30 protein-coding genes are annotated in these 26713 nt (G+C 66.2%); 15 read left to right on the top strand and 15 right to left on the bottom strand.

The window, feature by feature from the left end; all coding sequences use genetic code 11:
* The first annotated feature begins 23 nt into the window (after window positions 1-23).
* The gene (locus RSO01_RS50060) at window positions 24-125 is read left to right on the top strand and encodes a hypothetical protein (RefSeq protein WP_373867981.1); all 102 of its coding nucleotides are present in this window, start codon (window positions 24-26) and stop codon (window positions 123-125) included.
* Between the two features lie 242 nt (window positions 126-367).
* Here RSO01_RS50060 and RSO01_RS37570 read toward each other — a convergent pair whose 3' ends face one another.
* Genes RSO01_RS37570 through RSO01_RS37555 form a run of 4 tightly spaced genes read right to left on the bottom strand, consistent with a single transcriptional unit; the run spans window position 368 to window position 2518 of the window.
* On the bottom strand, window positions 368-1051 hold the full coding sequence (locus tag RSO01_RS37570) for a hypothetical protein (protein ID WP_147155739.1): 684 nt from the start codon (window positions 1049-1051) through the stop codon (window positions 368-370).
* Window positions 1052-1069: 18 nt separating this feature from the next.
* Window positions 1070-1534 carry a glycine/sarcosine/betaine reductase selenoprotein B family protein gene (locus tag RSO01_RS49175; protein ID WP_147155738.1) on the bottom strand — a complete coding sequence of 155 codons (465 nt, stop codon included), beginning with the start codon at window positions 1532-1534 and terminating at the stop codon, window positions 1070-1072.
* Between the two features lie 7 nt (window positions 1535-1541).
* Complete coding sequence (locus RSO01_RS37560) at window positions 1542-1931, bottom strand: DUF1330 domain-containing protein (protein WP_373867980.1); 390 nt, start codon at window positions 1929-1931, stop codon at window positions 1542-1544.
* Window positions 1928-2518, bottom strand: coding sequence for a TetR/AcrR family transcriptional regulator (locus RSO01_RS37555; protein ID WP_147155737.1), 591 nt, complete (start codon window positions 2516-2518; stop codon window positions 1928-1930). The genes RSO01_RS37560 and RSO01_RS37555 overlap by 4 nt, the downstream gene beginning before the upstream one ends.
* Window positions 2519-2599: 81 nt before the next feature.
* On the opposite strand from RSO01_RS37555, the gene RSO01_RS37550 reads away from it, so the two are divergent.
* On the top strand, window positions 2600-3529 hold the full coding sequence (locus RSO01_RS37550; protein ID WP_147155736.1) for a DMT family transporter: 930 nt from the start codon (window positions 2600-2602) through the stop codon (window positions 3527-3529).
* 105 nt (window positions 3530-3634) lie between these two features.
* Here RSO01_RS37550 and RSO01_RS37545 read toward each other — a convergent pair whose 3' ends face one another.
* Together RSO01_RS37545 and panE are read right to left on the bottom strand one after the other, a co-directional pair.
* The gene (locus RSO01_RS37545; RefSeq protein WP_147155735.1) at window positions 3635-4150 is read right to left on the bottom strand and encodes a DUF1993 domain-containing protein; all 516 of its coding nucleotides are present in this window, start codon (window positions 4148-4150) and stop codon (window positions 3635-3637) included.
* Between the two features lie 29 nt (window positions 4151-4179).
* Entirely contained in the window at window positions 4180-5124 is a 945-nt protein-coding gene (panE, locus tag RSO01_RS37540) for a 2-dehydropantoate 2-reductase (protein ID WP_147155734.1), read from the bottom strand.
* A 71-nt stretch (window positions 5125-5195) separates the two neighbouring features.
* Here panE and RSO01_RS37535 point away from each other — a divergent pair, with 71 nt between their 5' ends.
* A complete protein-coding gene (locus RSO01_RS37535; protein ID WP_147155733.1) occupies window positions 5196-6029 on the top strand; it encodes a class I SAM-dependent methyltransferase in 834 nt (277 codons plus the stop codon).
* 33 nt (window positions 6030-6062) lie between these two features.
* A complete protein-coding gene (locus RSO01_RS37530; RefSeq protein WP_147155732.1) occupies window positions 6063-6542 on the top strand; it encodes a MarR family winged helix-turn-helix transcriptional regulator in 480 nt (159 codons plus the stop codon).
* A 97-nt stretch (window positions 6543-6639) separates the two neighbouring features.
* On the opposite strand, the gene RSO01_RS37525 is transcribed toward RSO01_RS37530, so the two are convergent.
* Together RSO01_RS37525 and RSO01_RS37520 are read right to left on the bottom strand one after the other, a co-directional pair.
* Complete coding sequence (locus RSO01_RS37525) at window positions 6640-8130, bottom strand: ArsB/NhaD family transporter (RefSeq protein WP_147155731.1); 1491 nt, start codon at window positions 8128-8130, stop codon at window positions 6640-6642.
* Window positions 8130-8906 (bottom strand): SDR family oxidoreductase, encoded by a 777-nt coding sequence (locus tag RSO01_RS37520; protein ID WP_147155730.1) that lies wholly within the window; start codon window positions 8904-8906, stop codon window positions 8130-8132. Before RSO01_RS37520 ends, RSO01_RS37525 begins: the two co-directional genes overlap by 1 nt.
* Before the next feature lie 41 nt (window positions 8907-8947).
* Between RSO01_RS37520 and RSO01_RS37515 the strand changes: the two genes are divergently transcribed.
* The 6 genes from RSO01_RS37515 to RSO01_RS37490 all read left to right on the top strand — a co-directional run bounded on the left by RSO01_RS37515 (window position 8948) and on the right by RSO01_RS37490 (window position 14464).
* Window positions 8948-9640: a glycerophosphodiester phosphodiesterase family protein gene (locus RSO01_RS37515; protein ID WP_147155729.1), complete on the top strand. Its 693-nt coding sequence runs from the start codon at window positions 8948-8950 to the stop codon at window positions 9638-9640.
* A 126-nt stretch (window positions 9641-9766) separates the two neighbouring features.
* The gene (ugpB, locus tag RSO01_RS37510; RefSeq protein ID WP_147155728.1) at window positions 9767-11083 is read left to right on the top strand and encodes a sn-glycerol-3-phosphate ABC transporter substrate-binding protein UgpB; all 1317 of its coding nucleotides are present in this window, start codon (window positions 9767-9769) and stop codon (window positions 11081-11083) included.
* A gap of 72 nt (window positions 11084-11155) precedes the next feature.
* Window positions 11156-12037, top strand: a complete 882-nt coding sequence (gene ugpA / locus RSO01_RS37505; RefSeq protein ID WP_147155727.1) for a sn-glycerol-3-phosphate ABC transporter permease UgpA — start codon at window positions 11156-11158, stop codon at window positions 12035-12037.
* Window positions 12037-12888, top strand: a complete 852-nt coding sequence (gene ugpE / locus RSO01_RS37500) for a sn-glycerol-3-phosphate ABC transporter permease UgpE (protein WP_147155726.1) — start codon at window positions 12037-12039, stop codon at window positions 12886-12888. The genes ugpA and ugpE overlap by 1 nt, the downstream gene beginning before the upstream one ends.
* Window positions 12889-12891: 3 nt before the next feature.
* On the top strand, window positions 12892-13986 hold the full coding sequence (locus RSO01_RS37495) for a sn-glycerol-3-phosphate import ATP-binding protein UgpC (protein ID WP_147155725.1): 1095 nt from the start codon (window positions 12892-12894) through the stop codon (window positions 13984-13986).
* A 1-nt stretch (window position 13987) separates the two neighbouring features.
* Window positions 13988-14464: a PaaI family thioesterase gene (locus tag RSO01_RS37490; RefSeq protein ID WP_147155724.1), complete on the top strand. Its 477-nt coding sequence runs from the start codon at window positions 13988-13990 to the stop codon at window positions 14462-14464.
* Between the two features lie 411 nt (window positions 14465-14875).
* Here RSO01_RS37490 and RSO01_RS37485 read toward each other — a convergent pair whose 3' ends face one another.
* The 3 genes from RSO01_RS37485 to RSO01_RS37475 are packed head-to-tail and all read right to left on the bottom strand — an operon-like array spanning window position 14876 to window position 18566.
* Window positions 14876-15775, bottom strand: a complete 900-nt coding sequence (locus RSO01_RS37485) for a DUF3500 domain-containing protein (protein WP_147155723.1) — start codon at window positions 15773-15775, stop codon at window positions 14876-14878.
* A 10-nt stretch (window positions 15776-15785) separates the two neighbouring features.
* Window positions 15786-16424 (bottom strand): thioredoxin family protein, encoded by a 639-nt coding sequence (locus RSO01_RS37480; RefSeq protein ID WP_147155722.1) that lies wholly within the window; start codon window positions 16422-16424, stop codon window positions 15786-15788.
* A 21-nt stretch (window positions 16425-16445) separates the two neighbouring features.
* Entirely contained in the window at window positions 16446-18566 is a 2121-nt protein-coding gene (locus RSO01_RS37475; RefSeq protein WP_147155721.1) for a protein-disulfide reductase DsbD family protein, read from the bottom strand.
* A 118-nt stretch (window positions 18567-18684) separates the two neighbouring features.
* Here RSO01_RS37475 and RSO01_RS37470 point away from each other — a divergent pair, with 118 nt between their 5' ends.
* Window positions 18685-19911, top strand: a complete 1227-nt coding sequence (locus RSO01_RS37470) for a Zn-dependent hydrolase (protein WP_147155720.1) — start codon at window positions 18685-18687, stop codon at window positions 19909-19911.
* Here the strand turns inward: RSO01_RS37470 and RSO01_RS37465 are convergent.
* From RSO01_RS37465 to RSO01_RS37450, 4 genes are read right to left on the bottom strand one after another with little or no spacing between them, the layout of a single operon-like run.
* On the bottom strand, window positions 19900-20322 hold the full coding sequence (locus tag RSO01_RS37465; RefSeq protein WP_147155719.1) for a GNAT family N-acetyltransferase: 423 nt from the start codon (window positions 20320-20322) through the stop codon (window positions 19900-19902). The genes RSO01_RS37470 and RSO01_RS37465 overlap by 12 nt on opposite strands.
* A 15-nt stretch (window positions 20323-20337) precedes the next feature.
* Window positions 20338-21627, bottom strand: coding sequence for a TRAP transporter large permease (locus RSO01_RS37460; RefSeq protein WP_147155718.1), 1290 nt, complete (start codon window positions 21625-21627; stop codon window positions 20338-20340).
* Entirely contained in the window at window positions 21618-22115 is a 498-nt protein-coding gene (locus tag RSO01_RS37455; RefSeq protein WP_147155717.1) for a TRAP transporter small permease, read from the bottom strand. Before RSO01_RS37455 ends, RSO01_RS37460 begins: the two co-directional genes overlap by 10 nt.
* 6 nt (window positions 22116-22121) lie before the next feature.
* Window positions 22122-23093, bottom strand: coding sequence for a TRAP transporter substrate-binding protein (locus tag RSO01_RS37450; RefSeq protein ID WP_147155716.1), 972 nt, complete (start codon window positions 23091-23093; stop codon window positions 22122-22124).
* A gap of 83 nt (window positions 23094-23176) precedes the next feature.
* Here RSO01_RS37450 and RSO01_RS37445 point away from each other — a divergent pair, with 83 nt between their 5' ends.
* From RSO01_RS37445 to RSO01_RS37430, 4 genes are read left to right on the top strand one after another with little or no spacing between them, the layout of a single operon-like run.
* Window positions 23177-23923: a FadR/GntR family transcriptional regulator gene (locus RSO01_RS37445; RefSeq protein ID WP_218037584.1), complete on the top strand. Its 747-nt coding sequence runs from the start codon at window positions 23177-23179 to the stop codon at window positions 23921-23923.
* Entirely contained in the window at window positions 23910-24737 is an 828-nt protein-coding gene (locus RSO01_RS37440; protein WP_147155715.1) for an NAD-dependent epimerase/dehydratase family protein, read from the top strand. The genes RSO01_RS37445 and RSO01_RS37440 overlap by 14 nt, the downstream gene beginning before the upstream one ends.
* A 9-nt stretch (window positions 24738-24746) precedes the next feature.
* Window positions 24747-25730, top strand: a complete 984-nt coding sequence (gene dapD, locus RSO01_RS37435) for a 2,3,4,5-tetrahydropyridine-2,6-dicarboxylate N-succinyltransferase (protein WP_147155714.1) — start codon at window positions 24747-24749, stop codon at window positions 25728-25730.
* Between the two features lie 50 nt (window positions 25731-25780).
* Window positions 25781-26713, top strand: coding sequence for an N-carbamoyl-D-amino-acid hydrolase (locus RSO01_RS37430; protein ID WP_147155713.1), 933 nt, complete (start codon window positions 25781-25783; stop codon window positions 26711-26713).

The following is a 26713-nucleotide window of genomic DNA, read 5'->3' as shown; positions in this document are numbered from 1 at the left end:
TGGAGCTCGGCGCGCCCGTCCTGATGGTGCTGGGCCTTTTCGCCCGCCTGGGCGCTGCGGCGCTGCTCACCATGACGCTGGTGATCCAGTCCTTGTCTATCCCGAGAACTGGCCGGAGCACCTGATGTGGGCGTCGATCCTGGCCTATGTCCTGAGCCGCGGTGCCGGCAAGCTGTCGATCGACCGCCTGATCGCCTTCAACCTGTTCGGTCGCAAGTAGTCTTGAGCCTCAGTCCTTACAGTCGCTGTCGCGTGACTGAAGACTGTCACCCCGAGCGAAGCGAGGGGCCTTTCGAGCAGCAGTAAAGGTCCCTCGCTACGCTCGGGATGACACCGAGGCCTGTATCCGCAATTTTGCTTCCGGCTACTAGCCCAGCCTGTGCCGTTCGCTCGCCGGGATCATCGTCAGATTGGCCAGGATCTTGTGCTGCGGGTCGTCGCTGGCGGCCAGCCTGGGCTGCAGCGCCAGCAGCGCTGCAGCGAGCTTCGTCTCGTCCCAGAACCACTTCTTGCGTGTCGCCGGCGTACCCGCATCGGGAAAGGCGGACGCGGCCTCGAGGTAGTAGGCACGCAGATCGTCGGTCGCCTCCTTGAGCGCCTGCGCGGTTGGCAGGTGGCCGTTGAGCGCCTCAGTCACGAGCTTGCCCGCCGCCGGCATGTCGAGCCCCGACACGCCGACCGTGGTGCGCCCCAGCGCGGCGACGGCACGGTCGTACCAGGTCGCCAGCCGATCGATCTCGGCCTCGAGCGAGTCGACCTGGCTGGGGGCGAGGTTGATCGGGCAGGCCCAGCCGCTGAAGTCGGCCGGCTCGTCGATGTGCTCGGGGTAGTCGGCGATCAGCGGACCGTCGGTGCGGGCGAGCAGATCGAGTGCCGCCCGAGTGACGCGTCGCTGGAACGGCGCATCGTCGGGAATGCCGAGCGGGCGGCCGAGCTCGAACGTCACCCATAGAGCGCGCGGTGGGCGGACGATCTCTGTGTGCTCGCGGACCAGGCTGATGCCCGTGGTCGGGATGCCCTGACGCTCGAGGAAATGGCAGAGCGCGCCCACGGCGCGCGTGCAGGCGGGTCAAACCGGCACGAGCAGCGCGGCATCGACCTTGTCGGCCTTCAGCAGCCCCGCAAGGTGCTGGGCATGCGGTTCGGCCGCGGCCGGCGGGAAGGCGCCCATGAAGGAGTAGTGCACGGAGGCCATCGAGCCGACCTCGCCGTCGGCAACCAGCTCGCGCAGGCGGTCGATCGGGAACACGACGTTGAGATCCTGCTGGAAGCCGGTGCGATCGAAGTTCACCGAGATGTGGCTCATCACCAGCTCGTTGGCGGCGGTCTCCGCGGGTATGACGCGATAGCTGCCGTCGCCCGGACGGAACGGCCGGTCGCCGCGCTTGTGCAGGCCGGCGGTGGAAATGATCGCCACCCGCCGCCCGGCCAGCGGCTTGCCGGCAAGCGCCGGCGTGTCGTCGTAGGTCGGGCATTCGAGGCGCTGCAGGTGCCGGGCCTCGGCTTCGGGCATGTCGCTCAGACGCTTTACCATGGCAACCCTATGTGAACTTCCGATCGGTCTCGCTGACAGCGATGATGGCGTGGTCGGCGCAGCCGTTCTCGCGCTCGACATTGGCCGCCGCGTATTCGGGCGACTTCATCATGTCGAGGAACGCAGCGCGCGAGGGGTAGCGCACCAGGGCGACATAGTCCCAACGGTGCTGGTCGGGCACGCCGAGCGCCACGGCCTCGGCGTTGCCGGTCCAGATGATGGTGCCGTCGCGCGCCTTGATCAGCTTGATGGTGAGCGCGCTGTAGCGCAGATAAGCGTCCCAGCCGCTGCCGTTGCCGTCGAGCGAGCGCTCGCGAAAGCGCATCAGGTTCAGCATGGTCACCGGGCCGTCGTCCGGCAGACCTTTCAGCGCCTGTTCGTTGAGATGGTCGATCACCGTCGGCCCTCCAGCAGGTCGAGGGCAGGACGTGCGACGGCCTCGAGCAGCTTGCGCTTGGCGCCGGTGCGCGCCAGGACGCGGATGCCGGCCAGGACGCCCAGCAGGTGACCCGACGTCTCCTCGGCATCGATGGTGCGCGCCACCTGACCCGCCGCGCGCGCGGCTTCGATGTTGCGGCGGAAGAAGGCACGCAGCTCGTCGAGGTAACCGCCGACGACCTTGCCGATCTCGGCGTCGTGAGGCGCGACGTCGAGTGCGGAGTTCACCAGTAGGCAGCCCTTGCGGTCGGGATCCTTGAGCGAGCGGTCGATGATCTCGGCGAGGAAGGCTCGGATCGCCTCTTTGGGCCGGTGGTTTGCCTCCAGCCGGGCAATGCGCTCACGCATCGAGCGCTCGGCATAGCGCTGCAGCGAGCGCGAGAACAGTGCCCGCTTGTCACCGTAGGCATTGTACAGGCTAGTGCCGCCGATCCCCATGGCGTCGGCAAGGTCGCGCACGGAGGTCGCCTCGTAGCCGCGCAGCCAGAAACAGTCGACGGCAGCATCGAGTGCGCGGGTCTCGTCGAAGGCTTTCAGGCGGGCCATCGCGCGATGTAAGCGCGATTTTGGATCGATCGCTACAAAATTCTTTGGGCCCGTGGCGCGGTCCGTGCTAGCGGCGGAGCCATGGCGCAGATGACGATAGACACGCCGCGCACCGCGAAACACGAGCGCTGGGGCTTCCTGTGTGGTGCCACCATGGCGCTCGGCGCTTCCCTGAGCTTCGCCGCGGCCCGCGCCGGCGTGCTGGGCGGATTGCTGGCCATCGACATGATCTTCGCCCGCTTCATCGTCGCGGGCCTGATCATGCTTCCTCTGCTGCTGCGCTATGGCGTGCGCGACTTCGCCGGCCTCGGCTGGCGGCGTGCTCTGGTGCTGACCCTGCTGGGCGGGGCGCCCTTCGCGCTGCTGCAGACTGGCGGTTATGGTTTCGCGCCACTCGCCCATGGCGCTGTCATCGCGCCCTCGACGGTGACCATCGTCAGCACCATCGGCGCTGCGCTGTTCCTGCGTGAACGACTGGGTCGATCTCACCTGATCGGTGCGGCTGTCGTCCTGGGCGGCGTCCTGCTGATCGGATGGGATGGGCTGGCTCAACCCAGTGGCACGCGGGCCTGGCTGGGCGACATCATGTTCTTCGTTTCGAGCCTGCTGTGGGCGGGCTTCACCCTGCTGCTGCGGCATTGGCGGGTGCCGGCCTTGCGCGCCACGGCCGTCGTATCCGTTCTGTCGTTCGCGATCACGACGCCGGTCTATCTTGGTGTCATGGGCGTGGCGCATCTGGCGGCTTTGCCGCTTGGACTGCTCGTCTTCCAGGGGATCGTACAGGGCGGGCTTCAAGGCGCCGTCACCATGATTGCCTACAGCCAGGCGGTGATGCTGCTTGGCGTCAGCCGTGCCGTGCTGTTTCCCGCCATCGTGCCCGCGGTGTCGGTTCTGATCGGCATTCCCATCGTCGGCGAGATCCCGAGCGTGCTGCAAGTCACGGGGCTGGGGTTCGTCACGTTGGGGCTATTCATCACAATAGGGGCCTTCCGTTGGATCGCCATCCGCTGACTGGCGGCGACGCCAACCCAAACGGCTCGCGCTTTTGCCACCTGCGTCGAGCACCCGCTGCCCGCGGCTAGGCTGACGGGCTGATGGTGCTGCCGCCCAGTGCTGCTACATTTCGGAATCGATTCTGAGATAATCGCGCTTACCCAGCGGAACGCCGTTGTGACGCAGGATGTCGTACGCCGTTGCGAGATGAAAATAGAAGTTCGGCAGGGCGAATCTCGTCAGGTATGCGCGCGACGTCAGCGGCGTCGATCCGTTGGCGGTGGGGAAGCTGACGGTCCGCTGATCGGCTCCAGCGAAGTCCGCCTCAGTGAAGCCGGAGACGAAGGCAACAGTGCCGCGAATGCGCTCGTGCATGTCCTCGAAGGTCTTGTCGTTGTCGGCCGATTCGGAAGGCTCCAATCCGAGCATGCGCGCCGTGGCACGTTGCGCGGTGCCGCAAGCGGCGCGCACCTGACCGGTGAAAGGAAACATGTCCGGATACAGCCGGGCGAGGATCAATGCCGTGGCATCGATATTGCGCTCACTGGCATGCCGCTCCGCGATCCCGACGATGTCGTCGAGTATCCGGAGGTGTCTCGCAAAGACCGGCGTCGAATAGATGAAGAGATCATTTGGCATGGTCGTGCCCTTTCCGCATCGCTGGACCGCTAGGACGCTGCCGCTGTCAACCGCATGGGCCTGATCCGGTTCTGGTAGACGGCCAGGTGGGCGTTTGCGACGGCGAGGAGCGGTGTGCCGACGCCGTGGCGGCGCGCGCGCGCAAGCAGGTCCGCGACGATCTGATCTGCCTCTATGGGCGCTCCTGCGCCCATGTCGCGAAACATCGACGACGCGAAGCCCGAGCCGCGCGCCGTGATCATGCCCTTCGCCGTCTTGATGAAGGGCTCGCGCGGGGTGAAGCCCGCCGCCGTCGCCACCGCGATGCATTCGGCGAGAAGAGCCAGCGCAAATTCGGCGCCGCCCGGAGCCGCCTCGACCTCGCCGACAGTGCCGCGCATCAGACAGGTCACGCCACCGACTGTCGCCAGCAGCACCCACTTTTCCCACATGCGCAGCAAGATGGAGTCCGAAGCCTGCGCCTTGAAGACGGCGTTTTGAAATTGGGCATCGAGCGCATGCACGCGCTCCGACATCGTTCCATCGCGCTCACCGTACGCCAGTTCCTGCATGTCGCCGAGCTGGACGATGCGTCCATCCGGATCGAGCATGGTGGCGACGACGCACACGCCACCGAGAACAGGGCGTTCGCCGAAGCGGCCGACCAGAGCCTCCATGTGCCGCATTCCGTTGAGGAACGGCACGATCATCGTCTCCGATCCGACGGCGGGTGCGAGATCGGCGAGAGCTTCCTCGAGCGCGAAGGCCTTGACCGCGAGAATCACCGTGTCGAACGGACGATCCAGCGCGGCGGCGGTGATGAGCTTTGGCTTCAACAGGAGGTCGCCGTGCGGACTCTTGATCTGGAGACCGGATCGCCCGAGTTGGTCTGCCCGTCCGGCTCGCACCAGGAATGTGACGTCCCGACCGGCCTCCGCGAGGCGCGCTCCGAAATAGCCACCTGTGGCTCCTGCACCTACGACCAGAATGCGCATCGTTGCTTCCCGAATAATTAGGAGTATATGCTCCTAAATACTCTTTCACTTGACGGTACGGGAGAAGAACCTTGGTCGATTCGGTCAAAGTCATCTCGCACTATGGCGAGAAAGATTTGCTTGAGCGGTTGGACGCCGCGCTGGCCGCGGCCGGCCTGGGCGACGGTGAGTTGGCGCCAGAAGCATTGGCGCCGCTCGATCAGTTCCACACCAGAGGGCTTGCTGCGACCGAGGAGCTGGCGAAGGTGGCAGGCCTTGGCGCGGCATCCATGGTTCTCGACATCGGCTCCGGCCTCGGTGGCCCCTCCCGCTATCTCGCGTCGACCTTTGGATGCCACGTGCACGGCATCGACTTGAGCCCGACCTTTGTCGCGGCGGCGCACCATCTGGCCCAACGGTCCGGCCTGGCGGATCGTGTTTCCTACGAATGCGCCAACGCGCTGGATCTCCCATACGAAATGGAAACTTTCGACGTGGTCTGGACGCAGCACGTCGCCATGAACATAGCCGATCGCGGTCGGCTGTATGGCGAGGCCTTGCGGGTGCTGAGGAAAGGCGGCCGCTTCGCCATTTATGACGTTGTGACGGGCAATGGTGAGCCTTTGCACTTTCCCGTGCCTTGGTCACGAGAGCCAGGCACCAGCTTTCTGATGACGCCGGATGCCATGCGGGCCGCACTGGAAGCGGCTGGATTCCATATCCTCGAATGGACCGACCGAACGGCCGCGGCGCGGGCCTGGTTCGATGAACGGCGGAAGGCATCCGCTACCGGTGCCGTATCGCAGCCGCTCGGGTTGCACCTCGCCATGGGAACGGACTTCGCCCGCATGGCTGGAAATCTCGGGCGCAACATTGCCGAGGGACGAGCGGGTATCCTGCAGGTCGTAGCGGAGCGTCCGAGATAATTTCCGGAACTCGTAGCGCATCGGAAGGCCCGAATGGCAATCGAAGACTGCAATTGCATGAGCTTGCGGAAAGCGGCACGTAGGATTTCGAACTTTTATGACGCGATGCTTTCGCCGACCGGCTTGCGCGCGACGCAATATTCCATTCTGGCTCTGCTCAACGAACTCGGGATCGTTTCGATCAATGTTCTAGCGGAGCGTCTCGACCTCGATCGGACGACGACCGGCAAGAACATGCGGCCGCTGGCCTTTGCGAAGCTGATCAAAATCAGGCCGTCGCCAACGGACGGAAGGAGCCGCGTCGTGCAGTTGACTCAGCATGGCGCGGCGACACTCAAGGCCGCGAGACCGCACTGGCAGAAGGCCCAGCGGGAGTTCGAGAGCGACAATGGTGAAAGACTCGCTCGAAATCTTCGCCGGACCTTGTCGACATTGAGGGTGCGTGCCGAGCCGGGAAAGCAAGGGGAGGCGAAGACCCGTCTTCAGCATGGTGGGCGTCTTCCGATGGCTTAGTGCCCGCTGACAGAAACGGCGGGCCGAACGCCCTCGGCGGCGCCGGGAGCGTGGGAGGAGGCATTGCCGCAGGTCGCATCGGTGCGATGCAGGGCGGCTATTGCCTCGCGCGGCTGAAGCGCATCATCGCGAACAGGCCGACCAGCACCACGGCGCCGGCGACGTTCACCACGGTCGAGCCGATATAGAGCCACATGGCGAGATAGGCCGACGACATCAGCAGCGTCATGCCGGCGACGCGCGCGCCGAAGGCGGTGAACTCGTTGAACGAGATGCGCTTGCCGTCCTTTTCCGCGAGGCCCGTGACCGTGACGTTGGCCGAGGCGCCGATCAGCGTGCCGTTGCCGCCGAGGCAGGCGCCGAGCGCCAGCGCCCACCACAGGACCTGTCCATCCGGACCGGCATTGAGCTGGCCGAGCAGGGTCGCCACCAGCGGGATGGTGACGGCGGTGTAGGGGATGTTGTCGATCACCGCCGACAGGAAGCCCGACACCCAGAGGATCAGCAGGGCCGCCACCAGCAACGTTGCCCTGGGCGAAAGGCCAAGCCCGCCGGCCGTGCCCTTGATGATCCAGGCCAGCGCATTGGCCATGCTTTCGATCAGGCCGGTCGCCACCGCCGCGCCCACCAGGACGAACAGGAAGATGAAGAAGGCGAGGGTGGGCCACTCGATGTCCTTCTCCAGGATGTCGAGCACGCCATGCCGGCGCTCCTCCACGGTCGGTTTGTGCTCCTTGAGATAGTAGTGGTCCTGGGCGAACAGGATGGCGGCGACGCCGATCACCGCCGGCACCGCCACTGGCATGTGCGTGACGGTGTGGGTCATGAAGCCCAGGAAGATCAGCACGGTGATCCAGCAGGTCGCGCGCAGCAGCGGCACGTTCTGCAGCCGGGCGCCGGTCGGCCGGGCGGCATCGGCATGGTCGGCGTCGGCGTTGCGTCCGATATCGCCCGGGTAGTAGCGCCCGCTGTACCAGACCAGCACGATCATCATGAACGTGCACGGCACCGTCAGGTGATAGATGAAGTCCATGAAGGAGAGATGTGTGCGCGGATCGGCGCCGATCAGCACGTTGGGCGGATCGCCGATCAGTGTCGCGGTGCCGCCGATATTGGCCGCCATCACCATGGGCAGGAAGAAGGCCGAGCCGTTGATCCTGAGCCGGCGCGCCATCTCCGACGCCATGGGGTAGGTGAAGATCACCGTCGTGACGTTGTCGAGGATCGCCGACAGGATGCCGGTGAACCAGATGATCAGTCGCGCGGCGCGGCGCGGGTTGCCCTTCGAGCGCTCGAGCAGCCGATCGACCGCCCAAGGAAAGACGTTGGTGGTCTTGAGCACGCCGACCAGCGCCATCATGGCAAACAGCAGCAGGATGACGTTGAGGTCGATCGCCTGTTGCGCCGCCTGAAAGGAGATCAGCTTCCAGGGCGTGAAGTAGGTGATCAGCCACACGATGGCTACCGCGCCGATCGGCACCAGCACACGATGCACGCGGTCGGCCGCCAGGAAGGCGAACATCGCGACGAGGATCGCCGCGACGATGATCTGGCTGATGGCGTCCTGCGTGGAGTCGAAGCCGTGCATCAGGCCATGTACGTCGCCGACACGCCGCCATCGACCGTGAGCGTGTGGCCGTTGACGTAGGATGCGGCGGGCGAGGCGAGGAACAGCGCCGCGCCCGCGATCTCGTGCGGCTCGGCCCAGCGCTTGGCCGGGCAACGCTGGCGATTGCGCTCGCCGGCCGGCGAGGCGAGGTATGCCGCATTGGTCTCGGTGGCGAAGAAGCCGGGTGCCAGGGCGTTGGAGGTGACGCCGGTGGCGCCGAGCTCCGAGGCAAGCGCGCGGGCCAGCGCCGACAGGCCGCCCTTGGCCGCGGTATAGGACAACGAACCAGGTGTCGCGAGGTCGGCCACGATCGAGCTCACCAGGATCAGGCGGCCCCAGCCGCGCTCGATCATGCCGGGCGCCACAAGCTTGACCAGAGCATGCGCGGCCACGAGGTCGACATCGATCAGGCGGGCGAAGTCCTCGGGCTCGATCTCGGCGAAGGGCCGCCGGTCACGCTCGCCGACATTGTGGACCAGGATGTCGATCGGGTCGGAGCTTCCTACCGCTGCGCGCATCGCCGGCCGGTCGGCCATGTCGAAGGCCATGGCGTCGGCGGCGAAGCCCGCAGCGCGCAGGTCGGTGAGTCGCGGCGCCAGCCGCTCGGCCGAGCGGCCGTGCAGCAGGACGCGGGCACCGGCCTGGGCCAGCGCCTGGGCGATCTCCCAGCCCAGGCCGCGGCCGGAGCCGGTGATGAGAGCGGTGCGGCCGTCGAGCCGGAACTGATCGGGAAAGGTCGACACGGGGTGGGGCATTCGTCTATTGCGGGAGCCCCGAGTTAGCTTTGTATTGACGAATGCTGCAACTGCCCAGAGTCATCGGCCATCGCGGAGCGGCGGCCTATTCCCCGGAAAACACGCTGGAATCGTTTCGCGAGGCCCGCCGGCGCGGGGCCACCTGGGTCGAGACCGACATCAAGCTCACCGCCGACGGCGTGCCGATCGTGATGCACGACGAGTCGCTGAAGCGCACCACGGGCGTCGATCGCCTGGTGGCTGAGACACCGCGCGCCGAGCTGCCGCGGGGCGTGCCGACCTTCGAGGAGGCGATCGTTTGCTTTGGCGAGGAAGGGCTGGGCTGCAACGTCGAGATCAAGCCCTGTCCCGGCCGCGAGGCCGAGACCGGCCGCGTCGTGGTCGAGACGCTGCGCCGCTGCTGGCCGGCTCAGCTGCCGGCGCCGCTGCTGTCGAGCTTCAAGGATGAGTCTCTCGCTGCGGCGCATCGGGCCGCGCCTGAGTTCGCACGCGCCCTGCTGATCGGCACGATCGGCGACGACTGGCGCGCCCGCGCCGAGGCCGTGGCGGCGGGCGGCATCAACACCAACGGCGAAAAGCTCACGGCGGTGCGCGCCGTGGAGATCCGCAAGGCCGGCTATACGCTCAGCGTCTACACGATCGACGACGGCGACGTGGCCAAGGCCCTGATCGGCATGGGGGTGGACTGCGTGATCACCGACGCGCCGGACGTGATTCTGGCCGCCCTCCGGTAAGCCAGCAAATTTGGGTTGCGTTCTTCACACAGCCTTGGTGGACTGTCATCAGACTGAAATAAAACAGACACATCGCGGTCTTGGCGCCCATCGATACATCGGCGGGGTCTTAGGGAGGTTTAGGTTATGACACGGATTCTATTGTCTTCCGTCGCCGCGGCGGCTGTCCTGGCGAGCGCGCCGGCGGCCTGGGCGCAGACGGAGATCCAGTTCTGGCATGCCATGCCGACCAATCTGGGAGAGACGGTCAACGAAATCGCCGCGGGTTTCAACAAGTCCCAAAGCGAATACAAAGTTGTGCCGGTGTACAAGGGCACCTATCCGGAGACCTTGACCGCAGCGATCGCCGCGTTCCGTGCCAAGCAGGCGCCGCACATCGTGCAGGTTTTTGAGGTCGGCACCGCCAACATGATGGCTGCCAAGGGTGCGGTCTATCCGATCTACCAGCTGATGGCCGACGCCAAGGAGCCATTCGATCCCAAATCCTATATCGGCCCGGTCTACGGCTACTACTCGACGACCGACGGCAAGCTCTTGTCGATGCCGTTCAACTCCTCGACGCCTGTGCTCTACTGGAACAAGGAGCTGCTCGCCAAGGCCGGCCTCGACCCGAACAAGGGTCCGACGACTTGGCCGGAACTGGGCGAGATGGCAAAGAAGGCCGTCGCCGCTGGCGCCAAGTGTGGGTTCACGCCGCAGTGGCAGACCTGGACGCTGATCGAGAACTACGGCGCCTGGCACAATCTTCCCTTTGCAACCAAGGCCAACGGCTTCGGCGGCACCGATATCGAACTCAAGTTCAACGACCAGCCGCGCATCAAGTTGATCCAGATGATGGCCGACTGGAGCAAGGACAAGACGTTCGTGTATGGCGGCCGCCAGGGCAAGTCGGACTCCCTGTTCCATGGTGGCGACTGCGCCTTCCAGATCGCCTCGTCGGGTTCGGCGGCCGCTGCCGCCAAGGCGCTGGGGCAGGACAAGCTGGGAATGGGCATGATGCCCTATTCGCCGGATGTGATCGCGAAGCCGCAGAATTCGATCATTGGCGGCGCCACGCTGTGGGTGCTGCAGGGCCGCCCGAAGGATGAGTACAAGGGTGTCGCCAAATTCATGACCTATCTGTCCAGCACGCCGGTCCAGGCCAAGTGGCACCAGGATACCGGCTATGTACCGATCACGATGGCTGCCGCCGACGCCACGGAAAAAGAGGGTTTCTACAAGAAGTTCCCTGGCCGTGACATCGCGGTAAAGGAGCTGACGCTCAACCCGCCGACAGAGAACTCCAAGGGCCTGCGCATCGGCAACTTCGTCCAGATCCGTGACGTGGTTGACGAGGAACTGGAAGACGTGTGGTCCGGCAAGAAGGACGCCAAGACCGCCCTCGACGAGGCGGTCAAGCGTGGCAACGAACTGCTCAAGAAGTTCGACGCCGCGAACAAGTAATCACCAGCCCCTGCTCCGCCGCGTTCGGCGGTGGGGCAGGGAACAGGTGAAACGGGGGATATTGGGCGGGGGATGGAGAAGCGCGTCACCTTCAACGAGCGATGGCTGCCCTACCTGCTGGTGGCGCCGCAGATCGTCATCACCCTTGTGTTCTTCTTCTGGCCGTCGGGCGAGGCGATCTGGCAGTCGGTGCTGGTCGAGGACGCCTTTGGCGGCAATAGCAAGTTCGTCTGGTTCGAGAACTTCAGCCACCTCTTCAGTGATCCGAACTACTTCGCCTCGGCGCGCCTGACACTAGTGTTCAGCGCGCTGGTGGCCTCGCTCGGGCTCGCTGCCTCGCTGCTGCTGGCCGTGATGGCCGACCGGGTCATCCGGGGCGCCTCGGCCTACAAGACTATCCTGGTCTGGCCCTACGCCGTTGCTCCGGCCGTGGCGGGCGTGTTGTGGGGCTTCCTGTTCAATCCCTCAGTTGGCGTGGTGGCCTGGGCACTGTCCGTCATCGGCATCGAGTTCAACTACGTCATCAACGGCAACCAGGCCCTGCTGCTTATCGTGCTCGCCGCGGTGTGGAACCAGATCAGTTACAATTTCCTGTTCTTCCTGGCTGGCCTGCAGTCGATCCCGAAGTCGCTGATCGAGGCAGCCGCCATCGACGGCGCGGGGCCGGGAAGGCGCTTCTGGGACATCGTTTTTCCGCTGCTCTCGCCTACCGGCTTCTTCCTGCTGGTGATCAACATCATCTACGCCTTCTTCGGCACCTTCGGCATCGTCGGCTCGCTGACTCAGGGCGGCCCCGGGCAGTCCACCAACATTCTGGTGTGGAAAGTCTACAACGACGGCTTTCGCGGGCAGGATCTTGGCGGCTCGTCGGCGCAGTCGGTGATCCTGATGGCTGTGGTGATCCTGCTCACTTTCGTGCAGTTCCGCTTCATCGAGCGCCGGGTGCATTACTGATGGTCGAGAACCGGCCCCTCGTCACCTGGCTCAGCCACATCGTCCTGATCGTCGGCCTCGTGGTGATCGCCTTCCCGGTGTGGATGACCTTCGTCGCCTCAACGCACGACCAGGCGACCATGCTGCGCTCGCCGGTGCCGCTGTGGCCGGGCTCGCACCTGATCGAGAACTACAAGGAAGTGCTGTTCGAAGGCTACAATGCAAAGCGCGGCACCGTCCCGATCTACGTCACGCTGACCAACAGTCTGGTCATGGCGCTGGGCGTGGCGATCGGCAAGATCGCCATCTCGATCATCGCCGCCTTCGCCATCGTCTATTTCCGCTTCCCGCTGCGCATGACCTTCTTCTGGGCGATCTTCGTCACCCTGATGCTGCCAGTCGAGGTGCGCATCGTGCCGACCTACGGCGTCGTCGCCAGCCTCGGCATGCTCGATTCCTACTCTGGCCTGATCATTCCGCTGATTGCCTCGGCGACCGCGACCTTCCTGTTCCGGCAGTTCTTCCTCAGCGTCCCGGACGAGCTCACCGAGGCTGCCCGGGTCGACGGCGCCTCGCCAATGCGTTTCTTCTGGGACATCCTCCTGCCGATGAGCCGCACCTCGATCGCGGCGCTCTTCGTGATCCAGTTCATCTACGGCTGGAACCAATATCTCTGGCCATTGCTGATCACGACCAGGGAAAGCTTCTACACCGTGGTCATGACAGTCTCGCGCCAGGCCAACGTGATTGACGCCGTGCCGAGCTGGAACCTGCTGATGGCCATGGCGATGCTCGCCATGCTGCCGCCGGTGCTGGTGGTCGTGTTCATGCAGCGCCAGTTCGTGCGCGGCCTCGTCGAGACGGAGAAATAGGCCATGGCGCAAGTCCATCTGCGCGGCGTCAAGAAGACCTACGACAACAAGATCGAGGTCATCCACGGCATCGACATGGAGATCGCCGACGGCGAATTCATCGTCATCGTCGGACCCTCGGGCTGCGGCAAGTCCACCCTGCTACGCATGGTGGCCGGGCTGGAGCGCATCAGCGGCGGCGAGGTGGCGATCGGCGACCGCGTGGTCAACGAGCTCGAGCCCAAGGACCGCGACATCGCCATGGTGTTCCAGAACTACGCGCTCTATCCGCACATGAGCGTGTACCAGAACATGGCCTACGGGCTGAAGATCAAGGGGATGGCCAAGGACGAGATCGAGCGCCGCGTGCAGAAGGCGGCCAAGATCCTCGAACTGGGAACCTTCCTGCAGCGCGTGCCGCGCCAGCTGTCGGGCGGCCAGCGCCAGCGCGTCGCCATGGGCCGTGCCATCGTGCGTGAGCCGGCGGTGTTCCTGTTCGACGAGCCGCTTTCCAACCTCGACGCCAAGCTGCGCGTGCAGATGCGGCTCGAGATCAAGCGCCTGCAGCGCGAGCTCGGCGTCACCTCGATCTACGTGACGCACGATCAGGTCGAGGCCATGACCCTGGCCGACCGGTTGATCGTCATGAATGCCGGCGTGGCCGACCAGATCGGCACGCCGATGGACGTCTACGACCGGCCGGCCTCGGTCTTCGTGGCGGGCTTCATCGGCTCGCCGGCGATGAACTTCTTGGCGGCAAAGGTCGGACAGGACGGCAAGTCCGTCGATCTTGCCGGCACCAATGCCAACGGTGCGATCAACATGCCGTTGGCGCGGCCGACCTCGGCGCCGGTCGGCTCGGCGGTGGCGCTGGGCGTGCGGCCCGAGCATCTGCATCCCGCCGCCGACGGGCCGTTGCAGTTCGAGGTCGAGCTGGCCGAGCCGCTGGGCGCCGATACGCTGCTGCATGGCCGCTTTGGCGCGGCGCGCGAACTGGTGACGGTGCGCCAGGGCGGCCATGTCATCGCCCGGCCGGGCGAGATGCGCCATTTCAAGGCCGAGCCCGACCACCTGCACCTGTTCGATTCGCAGACCGGCAAGCGCTTCGCCGACACCTGAGATGACCGTCGCCGGCGGCAAGCGTTACGGCACCGCGACCGCCGAGGAGCGCGCCAAGGCCGGCCTCGAATTCGTGCGCGGCCTGGTCGACGGCACGCTGCCGCTCAACACCATGGCGCGGACCCTGGGCTACGACGTCGTCGAAGCGTCGGAAGGACGCGTCGTGGTGACGGCGGTGCCGACGGCCGAGCAGCTCAATCCCGAGGGCACGGTGCATGGCGGCCTGGCGGCGACGCTGCTCGACAGCTGCATGGGGCTTGCGGTGCGCACCCTGACGGGCGCGGGCGTCGGCTCGACGACGCTGGAATTCAAGATCGCCTTCGTGCGGCCGATCACGCCCGAGACCGGCGCGGTGCGCGGCGAGGGCGTGGTGCTGAGCATGGGCCGCCGCGTCGGTTCGGCCGAAGGCCGGCTGACCGATCGCAATGGCAAGTTGCTGGCGCACGCCACGACCACCTGCCTGGTCTTCGAGAGGTAGGCGGTGTCGAAGACAAATAGTTGATTCCCGGCTTTATTTGGAATCGATCCAGATTGGACCGTTTGGCGCGCGATGGCCGCCAATCTGAAGCCATTGACTGCAGACCATGGGCAATCGCCTCGGTAGGGTGCGCCAGCCTTCAGCTTCCTTCCCACTCCCGAGGAACACCCCAAACTGAAGGTCTGGAAACAGGATCGGCAGCTTCCCCAACTCATGAGCTGCCGATCCTGTTTCGCCCCACCCGCGACGGCGCGACCGGGCCGCCGGCGAGCGGGGCAGCAAGGCACGTTGTTGCCAGCAATATACGTCGAACGAAGCTATGCACCGGCGGTCCCCAAGCACTTGATAGTCTTGATGTTTCGGCTGCCGAAGGCCACTCGGTGCCGCAAACCGTTGCGGCAGAAGTGAAATTTAGCTTGGGGAGCGCCCGTCAGCGATGCGGCTGGCGACGATAGTGCTCGGCCAGGGCGTCGTGGCCGAAGTCGGCCGCAAGGTCGCGCCATACCGAATGGATGTGGTTGGCGCCTCGACGCGCTGGCGCGTCGGGCCGTCCATGGCGCCGAGCTCCAGCCCGCGCGGCTGGCCGAGATCCTGCTCGCGCTGCGGGCTCGCCACGATCTCGCCGAACGAGCGGTTGGCGATCAGGGCGGTGCGCCGCTGCGAATCGTTGAGGCCGGTCATGATCTGGCGCGCCAGGTCCTCGGCGCCGCCGAGCAGCCTGAATCCTTTATTGGGTCCCTCGCGCACCGTCGCCGGATGGGCGCCGACGAAGAACGGCGTCACCGCGACATGGCCGGGCGCCGGCAGCGCCACGTTCAGCGACAGGTGATGGCCCTCGAAGCGCCAGCCCCAGGGAAAACGGCCAGGCGTGCCGAACACCGACAGGTAATAGCGGCTGGGATCGCGCCAGCTTCCCTGCTGCTCGCGCAGCACGCCTTCGAGCAGGCGCACGCCGTCGAGAAGTTTTAGCCCTTGCTCGTTGAGCACGGTGGCGAACAGGGCGCGCGCGGCGTCGGCCTGCGCGGGCGTCATCTCGCCCAGGCTGAGGCCCGACCGGCTGCGCGGGATGTAGTGCCAGTCGAGCCGGTTGGCCGTGTCGAAGGCGATCAGGACGTGGCCGCGCTGACGATCGTCGAGCAGGGCGAGGAAGCGATTGGCTTGCTCGGCGATGCGCTGCTGGGCATCGGCGCCCTGCGCACTGGCGCCGCCGAACGGCAGGAAGGTCGCTGCCGCCAGCACGAGCCGCCGGGTCGGCCGCTCGTGCGCATGATGGTGCAGATGATCGTGCGGATGCCAGCCGTCGTGCGGCATGGCTAAAAGATCACGACGAGGTGCGCGGGTACTTCAACGTGCAGCCGTAGGCGCGCGTCGAGGAATCGGTCACCGGCTTGCCGGCCAGGACCTCGCCCAGGGCGACGCGCACATACTGCTTGGCCTTGGGGATGTCGGCCACGTTGGACGACGGGATCGAATCGATGCCGCCCTTGTAGACCAGCACGCCGTTGGCATCGATGATGTACATGTGCGGCGTCACCGTGGCGCCATAGGCGCGCGCGATCTTGCTTTGCGGGTCGAGCAGCACGGCGGCGGGCGCCGCGTCGTGGCTCTTGGTCAGCGCGTTGGCTTGCTCGGCGGTGACGTAGCCCTGCTCGCCTTTGGCCGACGAAGCCGAGGTCAGCCACACGACGCCCTTGGCGGCGGCTTCGCGCTGCTGATCCTGCATGTTCTTGGCGCTGTAGTGCTTGCGGACGTAGGGGCAGCCGTCGTTCGTCGTCTCGATCACCACGACCTTGCCCTTGAGGTCGGCCAGCGACCAGGTCTTGCCGTTGCTGTCGACGGCGGTGAACAGTGGCGCGGGCTTGCCGACATCGGGACCGTCGGCGAAGGCCATGGCGGGCATCAGGGCGACAGCAGCGCTGCCCAGCAGCAGCGAACGGCGGGCGACGACGAGACGGGACATGGTGCCTCCTAGCGTTTTAGCCTAGCGCTTGGCTTGGGGCAGCGCGGCCAGTTCGGACAGAATCAACGACTCGGTGAGCACCTGCGGCAGGATCTTGGGCTGCGCGGCGCCCGGGGCCCAGAAAAGATAGAGGGGAACGCCGGCGCGGCCCAGTTCCTTCAACGAAGATGTGATCTCGGGATCGCGGTTGGTCCAGTCGCCCTTGAGTTTCACGACTCCGGCCTGTTCAAAGGCATTGCGCACGGCTTGCGTCTCCAGCGCGACACGTTCGTTGACCAGGCAGGTGATGCACCACGCCGCTGTGAAATCGACGAACACCGGCTTGCCTGCGGCGACTGCCTCGTTCATGCGCGCGCGCGAGAAACGCTCCCAGCCGTCGAAGTTCACGCCGGCCGCCGGTCCGCCGGAGGCTGACGCAGCCGTGGCCGGACCGTCTTCCAGTTTCAGCGCCGCGGCGAAGGCCAGCAGCACGGCGACGGCGGCGAGGCCGCGGCGCACCCAGGTCGCGGCCGACGCGCCGCTGCCGAGCTTCAGCAGCCAGATCGCGAAGGCGATCAGGATCATGCCGCCCAGCGCATAGATCACGCCGTCGGCGCCCGTCTGCTGGGTCAGCACCCAGATCATCCACACGGCCGAGGCGTACATCGGGAAAGCGAGGAACTGGCGCAGCCGGTCCATCCACGGGCCGGGCCGCGGCATCAGGCGTTGCAGGGCCGGCGTCATCGACAGCACGAGGTAGGGCAGCGCCAGTCCCAGTCCCAGCGCCAGCAGTACGGCCACGGTCTGCGGCGCGGGCTGGCTGAGCGCAAAGCCCAGCGCCGCCGCCATGAAGGGCGCCGTGCAGGGCGTGGCCACGATCACCGCCAGCACGCCGGTGAAGAAGGCGCCGGCCGTGCCGCCGCGCGCGGCGAGGCCCTGGCCCACGCCGGCGAAGCGGCTGGAGAACTCGAACACGCCGGAGAGGTTCAGCCCGACGACGAAGAACAGGTAGGCGATCAGCAGCGAGAACACCGGCGACTGGAACTGGAAGCCCCAGCTCACGTCGCCGACGCTGGCACGGATGGCGATGACGGCCGCGGCCATGATCGCGAAGGAGACCAGCACGCCCAGTGTGTAGGCGACACCGTCGCGCCGCATGGCGCTGCGTTCATGACCGGCCAGGCGCGCGAAGGCTGCGGCCTTCATCGCCAGCACCGGGAACACGCAGGGCATCAGGTTCAGGATCAGGCCGCCCAAAACGGCGAACAGCAGCGCCTCGACCAGCGACAGCTGCTCGCCAGCCGCGGCCAGCGACGCGGTCGGCACGAAGCCGGGATCGAGCTTGGCCGTGACGTCGAAGGCCTGCTGGACATCGCCGCCTGCCGTCTTCTCGGTCAGCGTCAGCGTGCCCGAAAGGTCGGCGGGCAGGGCAGCCTTGGCGTCGCCGCGCTTCAAGGGGATGCGGATGCCCTCGGCGCCGATGCTGGCCGTCTGCTTGGCCATGCTGGCGACCGGTCCCCAGTCGGCCGGGAAGAAATAGACATCGCGGATGGTGTCGGCCTTGAGGCCCTTGGCCTCGACGACCAGGGTCGGATCGCCCGACTTGGAAACCCCGTAGCGCGCCGGCCACGGGCTTTGCATCGGCACAAGCTGGCGCGCCTTGTCGAAGATCGCTCGGGTGGCGGGTGGCGCGGGGGCGCCGGTCGCTGTCACCGGCAAGGTGAGCTCGAGCTTGGCGTCCTCGGGGATGCAGACGTCCTCGCAGACCAGCCAGTTGGCTTCAGCGGCCAGCTTGAAGTCGCCCGAGGCGTTGGCGGGCGGCGTGATGCGCACCAGAAGCGTCGCCTCGTCCTTGAAGCCGTAGTTGATGACGCCGCTCAAATCGAAGAGATGCGGCCGCGGCCAGACGATGGGATCGGCCTTGGCGCCCTCGGGCAGCTTCCAGGCGATCTCGGTGGGCAGGCCGGAGTCGCCTGGGTTCTTCCAGTAGGTATGCCACTTCGGCCGGATGGTCTGGCGCAGCCCGACCCAGAACGGCTCGCCCGGCTTGACCGCGGAAACGTCAGCCAAAAGCTCGGCACGGACGTTCTCGGTCTGCACCACGGACTGGCCGAAGGCCGGGAATGCGATCAACGCCAGGAGAAGGGCGAGCAGACGCTTCATGAGAGCCTAGTAAGTGACGCTCGACCTACGCTGTTGCAAGGCAATCCGGATCACCCCGGCGTGATATTTTGCGCCGTCCGGTACACAAGTCTAAGGTCCTGACGTCATTGGGGAAATCATGTTGCTGATCGATGAAAAACGGCTGCTGGGCGCGCTCGACGAACTGGCCGGGATCGGCGCCATCGACGGCGGCGGCTGCGCGCGGCTGGCGCTCACTGACGAGGACAAGGCCGGCCGCGATCTTTTGGTGGGCTGGATGAAGGCAGCCGGACTCGACGTGCGCATCGACGCCATCGGCAACGTGATCGGCGTCCGCGCCGGCAGCGAGAACCTCGCCCCGGTCATGACGGGCAGCCACATCGATACCGTGCGCACCGGCGGCCGCTATGACGGCAATTACGGCGTTCTGGCCGGCCTCGAGGTCGTGCGTGCACTGAACGACGCCAAGCGCACGACGCGCCGGCCGATCGCCGTCGCCTTCTTCACCAACGAGGAGGGTGCGCGCTTCCAGCCCGACATGATGGGCAGTCTGGTCTATGCCGGTGGACTGGGGCTGAACGAGGCCTATGCCGCCACCGACAAGGACGGCGTCGCGGTCGGCGACGAACTGCGTCGCATCGGCTATCTCGGCGCCGCCAAGCCGGGCGCGCTCAAACCGCACGCCTTCGTCGAGCTGCATATCGAGCAGGGCCCGATCCTCGACGAGGAGAAGGTGCAGATCGGCGTCGTCGAAAGCGTGCAGGGCATCTCGTGGACCGAGTACACCGTGACCGGCGTCTCCAACCATGCCGGCACGACGCCGATGCGTCTGCGGCGCGACGCGGGCTATCTCGCCGCCTCGGTCAACGTCTTCGTGCGCGGTCTGGCGCACGAGATGGGCGGCAACCAGGTCGGCACGGTGGGTGCGCTCTCGCTCCGGCCCAACCTGATCAACGTCGTGCCCAACCGCGCAGTGTTCACCGTCGATCTGCGCAACACCGACGAGGCCAAGCTCAAGGAGGCCGAGGCACGGGTCGCCGCGCACATCGCCGAGGTCGCCGCGGCCGAGCGGGTCGAGGTCGAGGCCAAGGTGCTGGCGCGCTTCGAGCCGGTGATCTTCGAGGCGGGCCTGGTCGATCGGGTCGAGCGTCACGCCGGTGCGCTCAGCCTGACGACGCAGCGCATGCCGTCGGGCGCGGGACACGACGCGCAGATGATGCAGCGCATCTGCCCGACGGCGATGATCTTCGTGCCGTCGGTCGCGGGCCTCAGCCACAACGTCAAGGAGCACACCGAAGCGGCCGACCTCTTGGCCGGCGCGCAGGTGCTGGCCAACCTGATGCTGGAGCTCGCCTCAGAGGTCTAGACGCAGGATCTGCTCGCCCCGCTTGTCGATGTGCAGGGCGATCCAGCCGGCCTGGCGGTAGAAGCCGTCGGCGCGCGAGCCGGGCTCGGTGCCGAGCGTGGCGCTGCGATGGCCCGCCTCCCGCAGCACGTCGCAGGCTTTCGCCAGCAGGGCGCGGCCGATGCCGCGGCCCTCGTGATCGGGATCGATGAACAGTGCCCAGATCGAGCCGTCGCGCGTGTCGGCGGCGGAGAAGCCCAGGATGCGCCCGTCCTCCTCCCACACCCAGATGCCGGGGTTCTCGGCAAACCAGTGATAGTCGGCGTCGGTCACCCGTGACGGATCGAGCAGCTGGTTCTCGCGCACGGCAAGGCGAATCTCGGTGATGCGCGGGCGTTCCTCGGGATGGGCGCGACGGATGTGGCCGGACATGCCGGCCTTTTACCCTCAGAACTTGCCCAGGAACAGGTTGGGCAGCGCGAGCGAAAAAGCCGGCACGTAGGTGACCAGGAAGAGGGCGGCGATCAGCGCGCCATAAAATGGCAAGATGGTGCGCATCACCTCGCCGACCGAGATGCCGCCGATGGCGCAGCCGACGAACTGGGTGGTGCCGACCGGCGGCGTGTTCAGGCCCAGCGCGCAGTTGATCAACATCAGCATGCCGAACTGCACCGGGCCCATGCCGTACTGCATGCAGATCGGCAGGAAGATCGGTGTGCAGATCAGGATGGTCGCCGCCATGTCCAGGAAGGTGCCCAGCACGAACAGGATCAGGTTGACCATGAAGAAGATCACCCAGGGGCTGGTCGAGAACCCGGCCAGAGCCTTGCCCGTGAGATCGGCGACCTCGTAGAGCGTGATCAGGTAGCCGAAGGTGTTGGAGACGCCGATCAGCAGCAGCACGATGCCGGTGGTCTTCACCGCCTTGGCTGCGGCCTTGAGGAAGTTCTCCCAGGAGAGGCTGCGATAGACGAAGATGGTGAGGGCCAGCGCATAGATCACCGCGACGGCTGCCGACTCGGTGGCGGTGAACACGCCGCTCAGGATGCCGACCAGGATGATGACGATCACTAGCAGGCCGGGAATGGCACTGGCCATGGTCGCGAACACCGCGTCCCACCCCGGGAAGATGCCGGCGGGATAGCCGCGCTTGATCGCCACCAGGTAGGCCGCGACCAGCATGCAGGCCATCAGCAGCGCCGCCGGCAGCATGCCGGCCAGGATGAGGGCGGTGATCGAGACCTTTCCGCCGGCCGCCAGCGAATAGATGATCATGTTGTGGCTGGTCGGCATCAGCGCGCCGACCAGGGCAGCGTGGGTGGTCACGTTGACGGCGTAGTCGGCGTGATAGCCCTCCTTCTTCATCATCGGGATCATGACGGCGCCGGTGGCCGACACGTCGGCGACCGGCGAGCCCGAGACGCCGCCGAACAGCGTGCAGGCCACGACATTGGCCATGCCGAGGCCGCCGCGCACGTGCCCGACCAGGCTTTTGGCAAAGGCCACGATGCGGTCGGCGACTCCGCCATAGAGCATCAGTTCGCCGGCGAAGATGAAGAACGGGATGGCGAGGAAGGAGAAGATGTTCATGCCCGACGTCATGCGCTGGAACACGACGGCAAGCGGCAGGCCCTCATAGAGGATGGTGGCGACGGCCGAGAGCCCGATCGAGAAGGCGACCGGCACGCCGAGCAGCAGGCAGGCGACGAAGACGACGGTGAGAATGGTCAGTGCCACGACGGAATCACGTCCTCGTCGCGCCACAGCGCCACGATGTGTTCGAGGGAGAAGAGGGCGATCAGGATCCCGGCGATCACCAGCGGCAGGTGGTTGATGCCTTCGGGCAGGCCGAGCGTCGGGATCTTGTAGGCCATCACCGATTCGGCCAGCACCGCGCCGTTCCACGCCATGATCAGGCCGAACGTGCCGACCAGCACATGGATCACGACCTCGAGCTTCAGGCGCAACCCGTCAGGCACCAGGATCAGCAGCGATTCCAGGCCGATGTGGCCGGCATCGCGCACGCCGACCGCCGCGCCCAGCATGGTGACGTAGAGGATCAGCACCAGGGCCGTGCTCTCGGCCCAGGTTGGTGTGTCGTTCAGCACGTAGCGGCCGAACACCTGCAGGGCCACGGTGGTGACGATGCCTATAAGGCCCGCCACCGCGACGTACATGCACCAACGCGAGATCGTCGCGTTGAACGCTACAAACGCGCGCCACATCGTGGCTTAGTCAGCCGCCTGGATGCGCTTCACCAGGTCCTGCAGCTTCGGGTCAGCGGCGAACTTGGCGTAGACCGGCGCCATGGCGTCGGAGAACGACTTCTTGTCGACGTCGCTCACGACCTGCGAGCCCGCGGCCTCGACCGTCTTGCGCGCCTGCGCCTCGCGCTCGTCCCACAGCTTGCGCATGTAGGGCACCGATTCCTTGGCGGCGGCGCGGATGATGGCCTGGTCCTCCTTGGAGAGGCCGTCCCACACCTTCTTGGAGAAGACCAGCAGCTCGGGCGCCATCGAATGCTCGGTCAGGCTGTAGATCTTGGCCGCCTCGTAGTGGCGCGAGGATTCATAGGACGGCCAGTTGTTCTCGGCGGCGTCGACCACGCCGGTCTTGAGCGCGGTATAGACCTCGGCGTAGGGCAGGGGCGTGGCATTGGCGCCGACCGCCTGCATCATGGCGACCCACATGTCCGACTGCTGCACGCGGATCTTCATGCCCTTGGTGTCGGCGACGCTCTTGATTGCCTTCTTGCCGGAATAGAACGAGCGCGAGCCCGAATCGTAGAAGCAGAGGCCGATGAAACCCTGCGCCTCCATGGCCGCCAGGATCTCGTCGCCGATCGGCCCGTCGAGCACGCGCCGCATGTGCGCCGTCGACTTGAACAGGAATGGCAGCGAGGGAACGATCGTCGCCGGCACGATGTTGTTGAACGGCGCCACGTTGACGCGGACCATGTCGAGTGCGCCGATCTTGGTTTGCTCGATCGTGTCCTTCTCCGAGCCCAGCGTGCTCTGGCCGAACACCTTGACGCTGTTCTTGCCGCCGCTGCGCTCGTTGATGAGCTTGCCCATGTACATCACGGCCTGCACCGTCGGGTAGTCGAGCGGATGCACGTCCGACGAGCGGAACTCCTTGGCTTGCGCCGTCGTCGCGGCGAATGCCACGACGCAGGTTGCGAGCAGGGTCTTGGCGATGCGCATGGTTTCCTTCCCTTGTTCATTGGTCTAAAGTTGTCTGACAACCTGACAAACTCCTAGCATCCGGCCCCCATCCCGACAAGCCCGTGTCCGACAAGCTGTCCGTCCTCAGTCCGCTCGATCCGCCCGGCAATCTCGCCGAGCAGGTGATGACGCGCCTCGCCAACGACATCAGGAGCGGCCGGCTGGCGTCGGGCGCGCGCCTGCCGACCGAGCAGGCGCTGACGACGGCGCTCGGCGTCAGCCGCACCGTCGTGCGCGAGGCCGTCGCCGCCCTGCGCGCCGACGGGCTGGTGGTCACGCGCCGCGGCTCGGGCGCCTATGTCGCCGATCCGGCAGCGGGACCGTTCCGCATCGCCGCGCCCAAGGCCGCGGTGCTGGCCGACGTGCTGGAGGTGATGGAGCTGCGTCTCGCCGTCGAGGTCGAGGCGGCGGCGCTCGCGGCCGAGCGCGCCAACCGCCGGCAGATCGGCATCATCCGTACGGCGTGGCGCGCCATCGACCGGGCGCTGCAGAGCGGCGAAGGCGCGGTCGCCGAGGACTTCGCCTTCCATCGCGCCATCGCCGAGGCCACCGGCAACCGCCAGTTCCCGCGCTTCCTCGCCTTCCTCGGCAGCCACGTCATTCCGCGCCAGAGCGTGCGGCTTTCGGTTGACACGCCGGCCGAGCGGCGGGCTTATCTCGAACGCATTCAGCACGAGCATGCGCGCATCGTGACCGGCATTTCCGACAAGGACCCTGCCGAAGCGCGGCGCGCCATGCGCGAGCATCTCACGCGCTCGCTCGAGCGCTATCGCAGACTGGCACAAGGAGAGAAAAATGGCCGACGCTAGCGCGCGCCGCATCGTCTTCACCGGCGCTTCCGGCGGCATCGGCACCATGATCCGGCCATTGCTGGCGCCCCTCTATCCGGGACTGGTGCTGAGCGACAAGGTGAAGCCCAAGGACCTGCTGCCGAGCGAGACCTTCGTCGCCGCCGATCTCACCAAGCCCGACGAGGTGGCGGCCGCGGTCAAGGGCGCCGACAGCGTGATCCATCTCGGCGGCTACTCGGTCGAAGGGCCGTGGGACACGATCCTGCAGGCCAACATCATCGGCTGCTACAACCTCTTCGAGGCGGCGCGCCAGGCCGGCGTCAAGCGCGTGGTCTTCGCCTCGTCCAACCACGCGGTCGGCTTCTATCCGCGCAAGCGCAAGATCGGCACCGACGTCACCGTGCGGCCCGACAGCCGCTACGGCGTCAGCAAGGCGTTCGGCGAGGCGCTGGGCGCGCTCTATGCCGACAAGCACGGCATGAGCGTGACCTGCCTGCGCATCGGCAATGTCGGCCCGCGGCCGCTCGACGTGCGGCGGCTCGCGATCTGGATCTCGCCCGAGGACATCGTGCAGCTGATCGGTATCGGCCTGAACCATCCCGACATCCGCTTCGAGATCGTATACGGCGTCTCGGACAATGAGACGTCATGGTGGGACAATTCCCGCGCCCAATCGCTCGGCTACCGGCCGAAGGGCAAGTCCGAGGATCATCGCGCCCACGCCGAGGCCGAGCAGGCCAAGATCGGCCCCGATCCGGTGGGCGACCTGTTCCAAGGCGGCACGTTCTGCGCGTCCGAATTCACCAATGACGTGAAGCGTGCCGGCCCGTAGGCTTGCCGGATGTATGTGACATCCGGCGCACAAGGAGAAGGTTTCGCCACCGTCGCAAGTGACGGCAGCGTACTCGATGCCTGGTTCCTGAGCCTGAAGCTCATGCCGGGTGGCGCCCAGGCAGGCCTTCAGCGCCTGACGGAGCTGTCACTGCCCGGCCAATCGGCCGACGACGTCGCGCGCTACGGCCGCAAGGACGACATCCGCGGGGTCGAGGTCGTGCCGATCCGGACCGAGATCGCGTCCCTGGCCGACAAGCCGATCGATGTGTACGACATCTATCTCCGGCTGCATCTTCTCAGCCATCGGCTGGTCAAGCCGAACACGGTGAACATCGACGGCATGTTCCAGCTCGTGCCGACCGTCGCTTGGACGACTCTCGGCCCTTGTCCGCTCGACACGCTCGACGCTACCCGGATCAGGGCACAGCTCAGGGGCGTGGCGCTGGATGTCCGCGGCATCGACAAGGTGCCGCGGATGACCGACTACGTCGTGCCAAGCGGTGTGCGGATTGCCGACGCCGCGCGCGTGCGGCTGGGCGCTCACCTCGCTGCCGGCACGATGGTGATGCATGAGGGCTTCTGCAACTTCAACGCCGGCACGCTCGGCACCTGCATGGTCGAAGGCCGCATCAGCGCAGGTGTCGTCGTCGGCGATGGCAGCGACGTGGGCGGCGGCGCCTCGATCATGGGCACGCTGTCAGGTGGCGGGAAGGTGCAGGTCTCGGTCGGCGAACGCTGCCTGATCGGCGCCAACGCCGGCCTCGGCATTTCGCTCGGCGATGACTGCGTGGTCGAGGCGGGCTGCTACATCACGGCCGGCTCGCGCGTCCGCCTGGAGGATGGCAGCGTGGTGAAGGCCAGCACGCTTTCCGGCCGGTCGAACTTGATGTTCTGGCGCAATTCGCAGAGCGGCGCGCTCGAAGCGATCTCGCGAAAGAAGGCCTGGGGCGCCCTGAATGCGCAGCTTCATGCCACGGCGACCAAGCCGTAAGGCTTGGACCTTGCATGTCCACCGGCGATAATCGTCGCCGGAGGGGTGAAATGTCTCGTTTCCTGACAGTGGGCGCCGCGCAGATGGGCCCGATCCAGCGCAGCCACTCGCGCCGCGACGTGGTCGAGCGCCTGATCGCGCATCTGCGCGAGGCCAAGCGCATGGGCTGCGAACTGGTGGTCTTTCCGGAGCTCACGCTGACGACCTTCTTTCCGCGCTGGTGGATGACCGACCAGGCCGAGATCGATTCCTTCTTCGAGCAGGAGATGCCGTCGAACGAGACGGCGCCGCTCTTCACCGAGGCCAAGCGCCTCTCAATGGGCTTCTGCCTGGGCTACGCCGAGCTCGCCAACGAGAACGGTCGCGTGCGGCGCTTCAATACGTCGATCCTGGTCGAGCGCGGCGGCCAGATCGTCTGCAAGTACCGGAAAGTCCATCTGCCTGGCCATGCCGAGCACGAGCCCGAGCGACCGTTCCAGCATCTCGAGAAGCGCTACTTCGAGGTCGGCAATCTCGGCTTCCCGGTGTTCAAGGCGTTCGGCGGCAACATGGGCATGTGCATCTGCAACGACCGGCGCTGGCCTGAGACCTATCGCGTCATGGGCCTGCAGAACGTCGAGATGGTGCTGCTGGGCTACAACACGCCGCTGCACAATGCGCCGTCGCCCGACCACGACGAGCATTCGTGGTTCCACAACCAGCTCTCCATGCAGGCTGGCGCCTACCAGAACGGCACGTGGGTCGTCGGCGTGGCCAAGGGCGGCAACGAGGAGGGCGTGCCTTCGCTCGCCGATTCAATGATCGTGGCGCCGTCGGGCAAGGTGGTGGCGCGCGCCGGCGGGGAGGCCGACGAGCTGGTGGTGCATCGCTGCGATCTCGACGCCGGCCAGAGCTACAAGCGCACGACTTTCAACTTCGCGGTCCATCGCCAGCCCGACCAGTACCGCCTGATCGTCGAGCGCAAGGGCGCGCTGGATCCTTAG

Origin of the sequence: Reyranella soli (assembly GCF_007992495.1) — a bacterium.
Lineage (GTDB): Bacteria > Pseudomonadota > Alphaproteobacteria > Reyranellales > Reyranellaceae > Reyranella > Reyranella soli.
The sequence above is the reverse complement of the archived record's forward strand: the minus strand, read 5'-3'. Positions and strand labels throughout refer to the sequence as shown.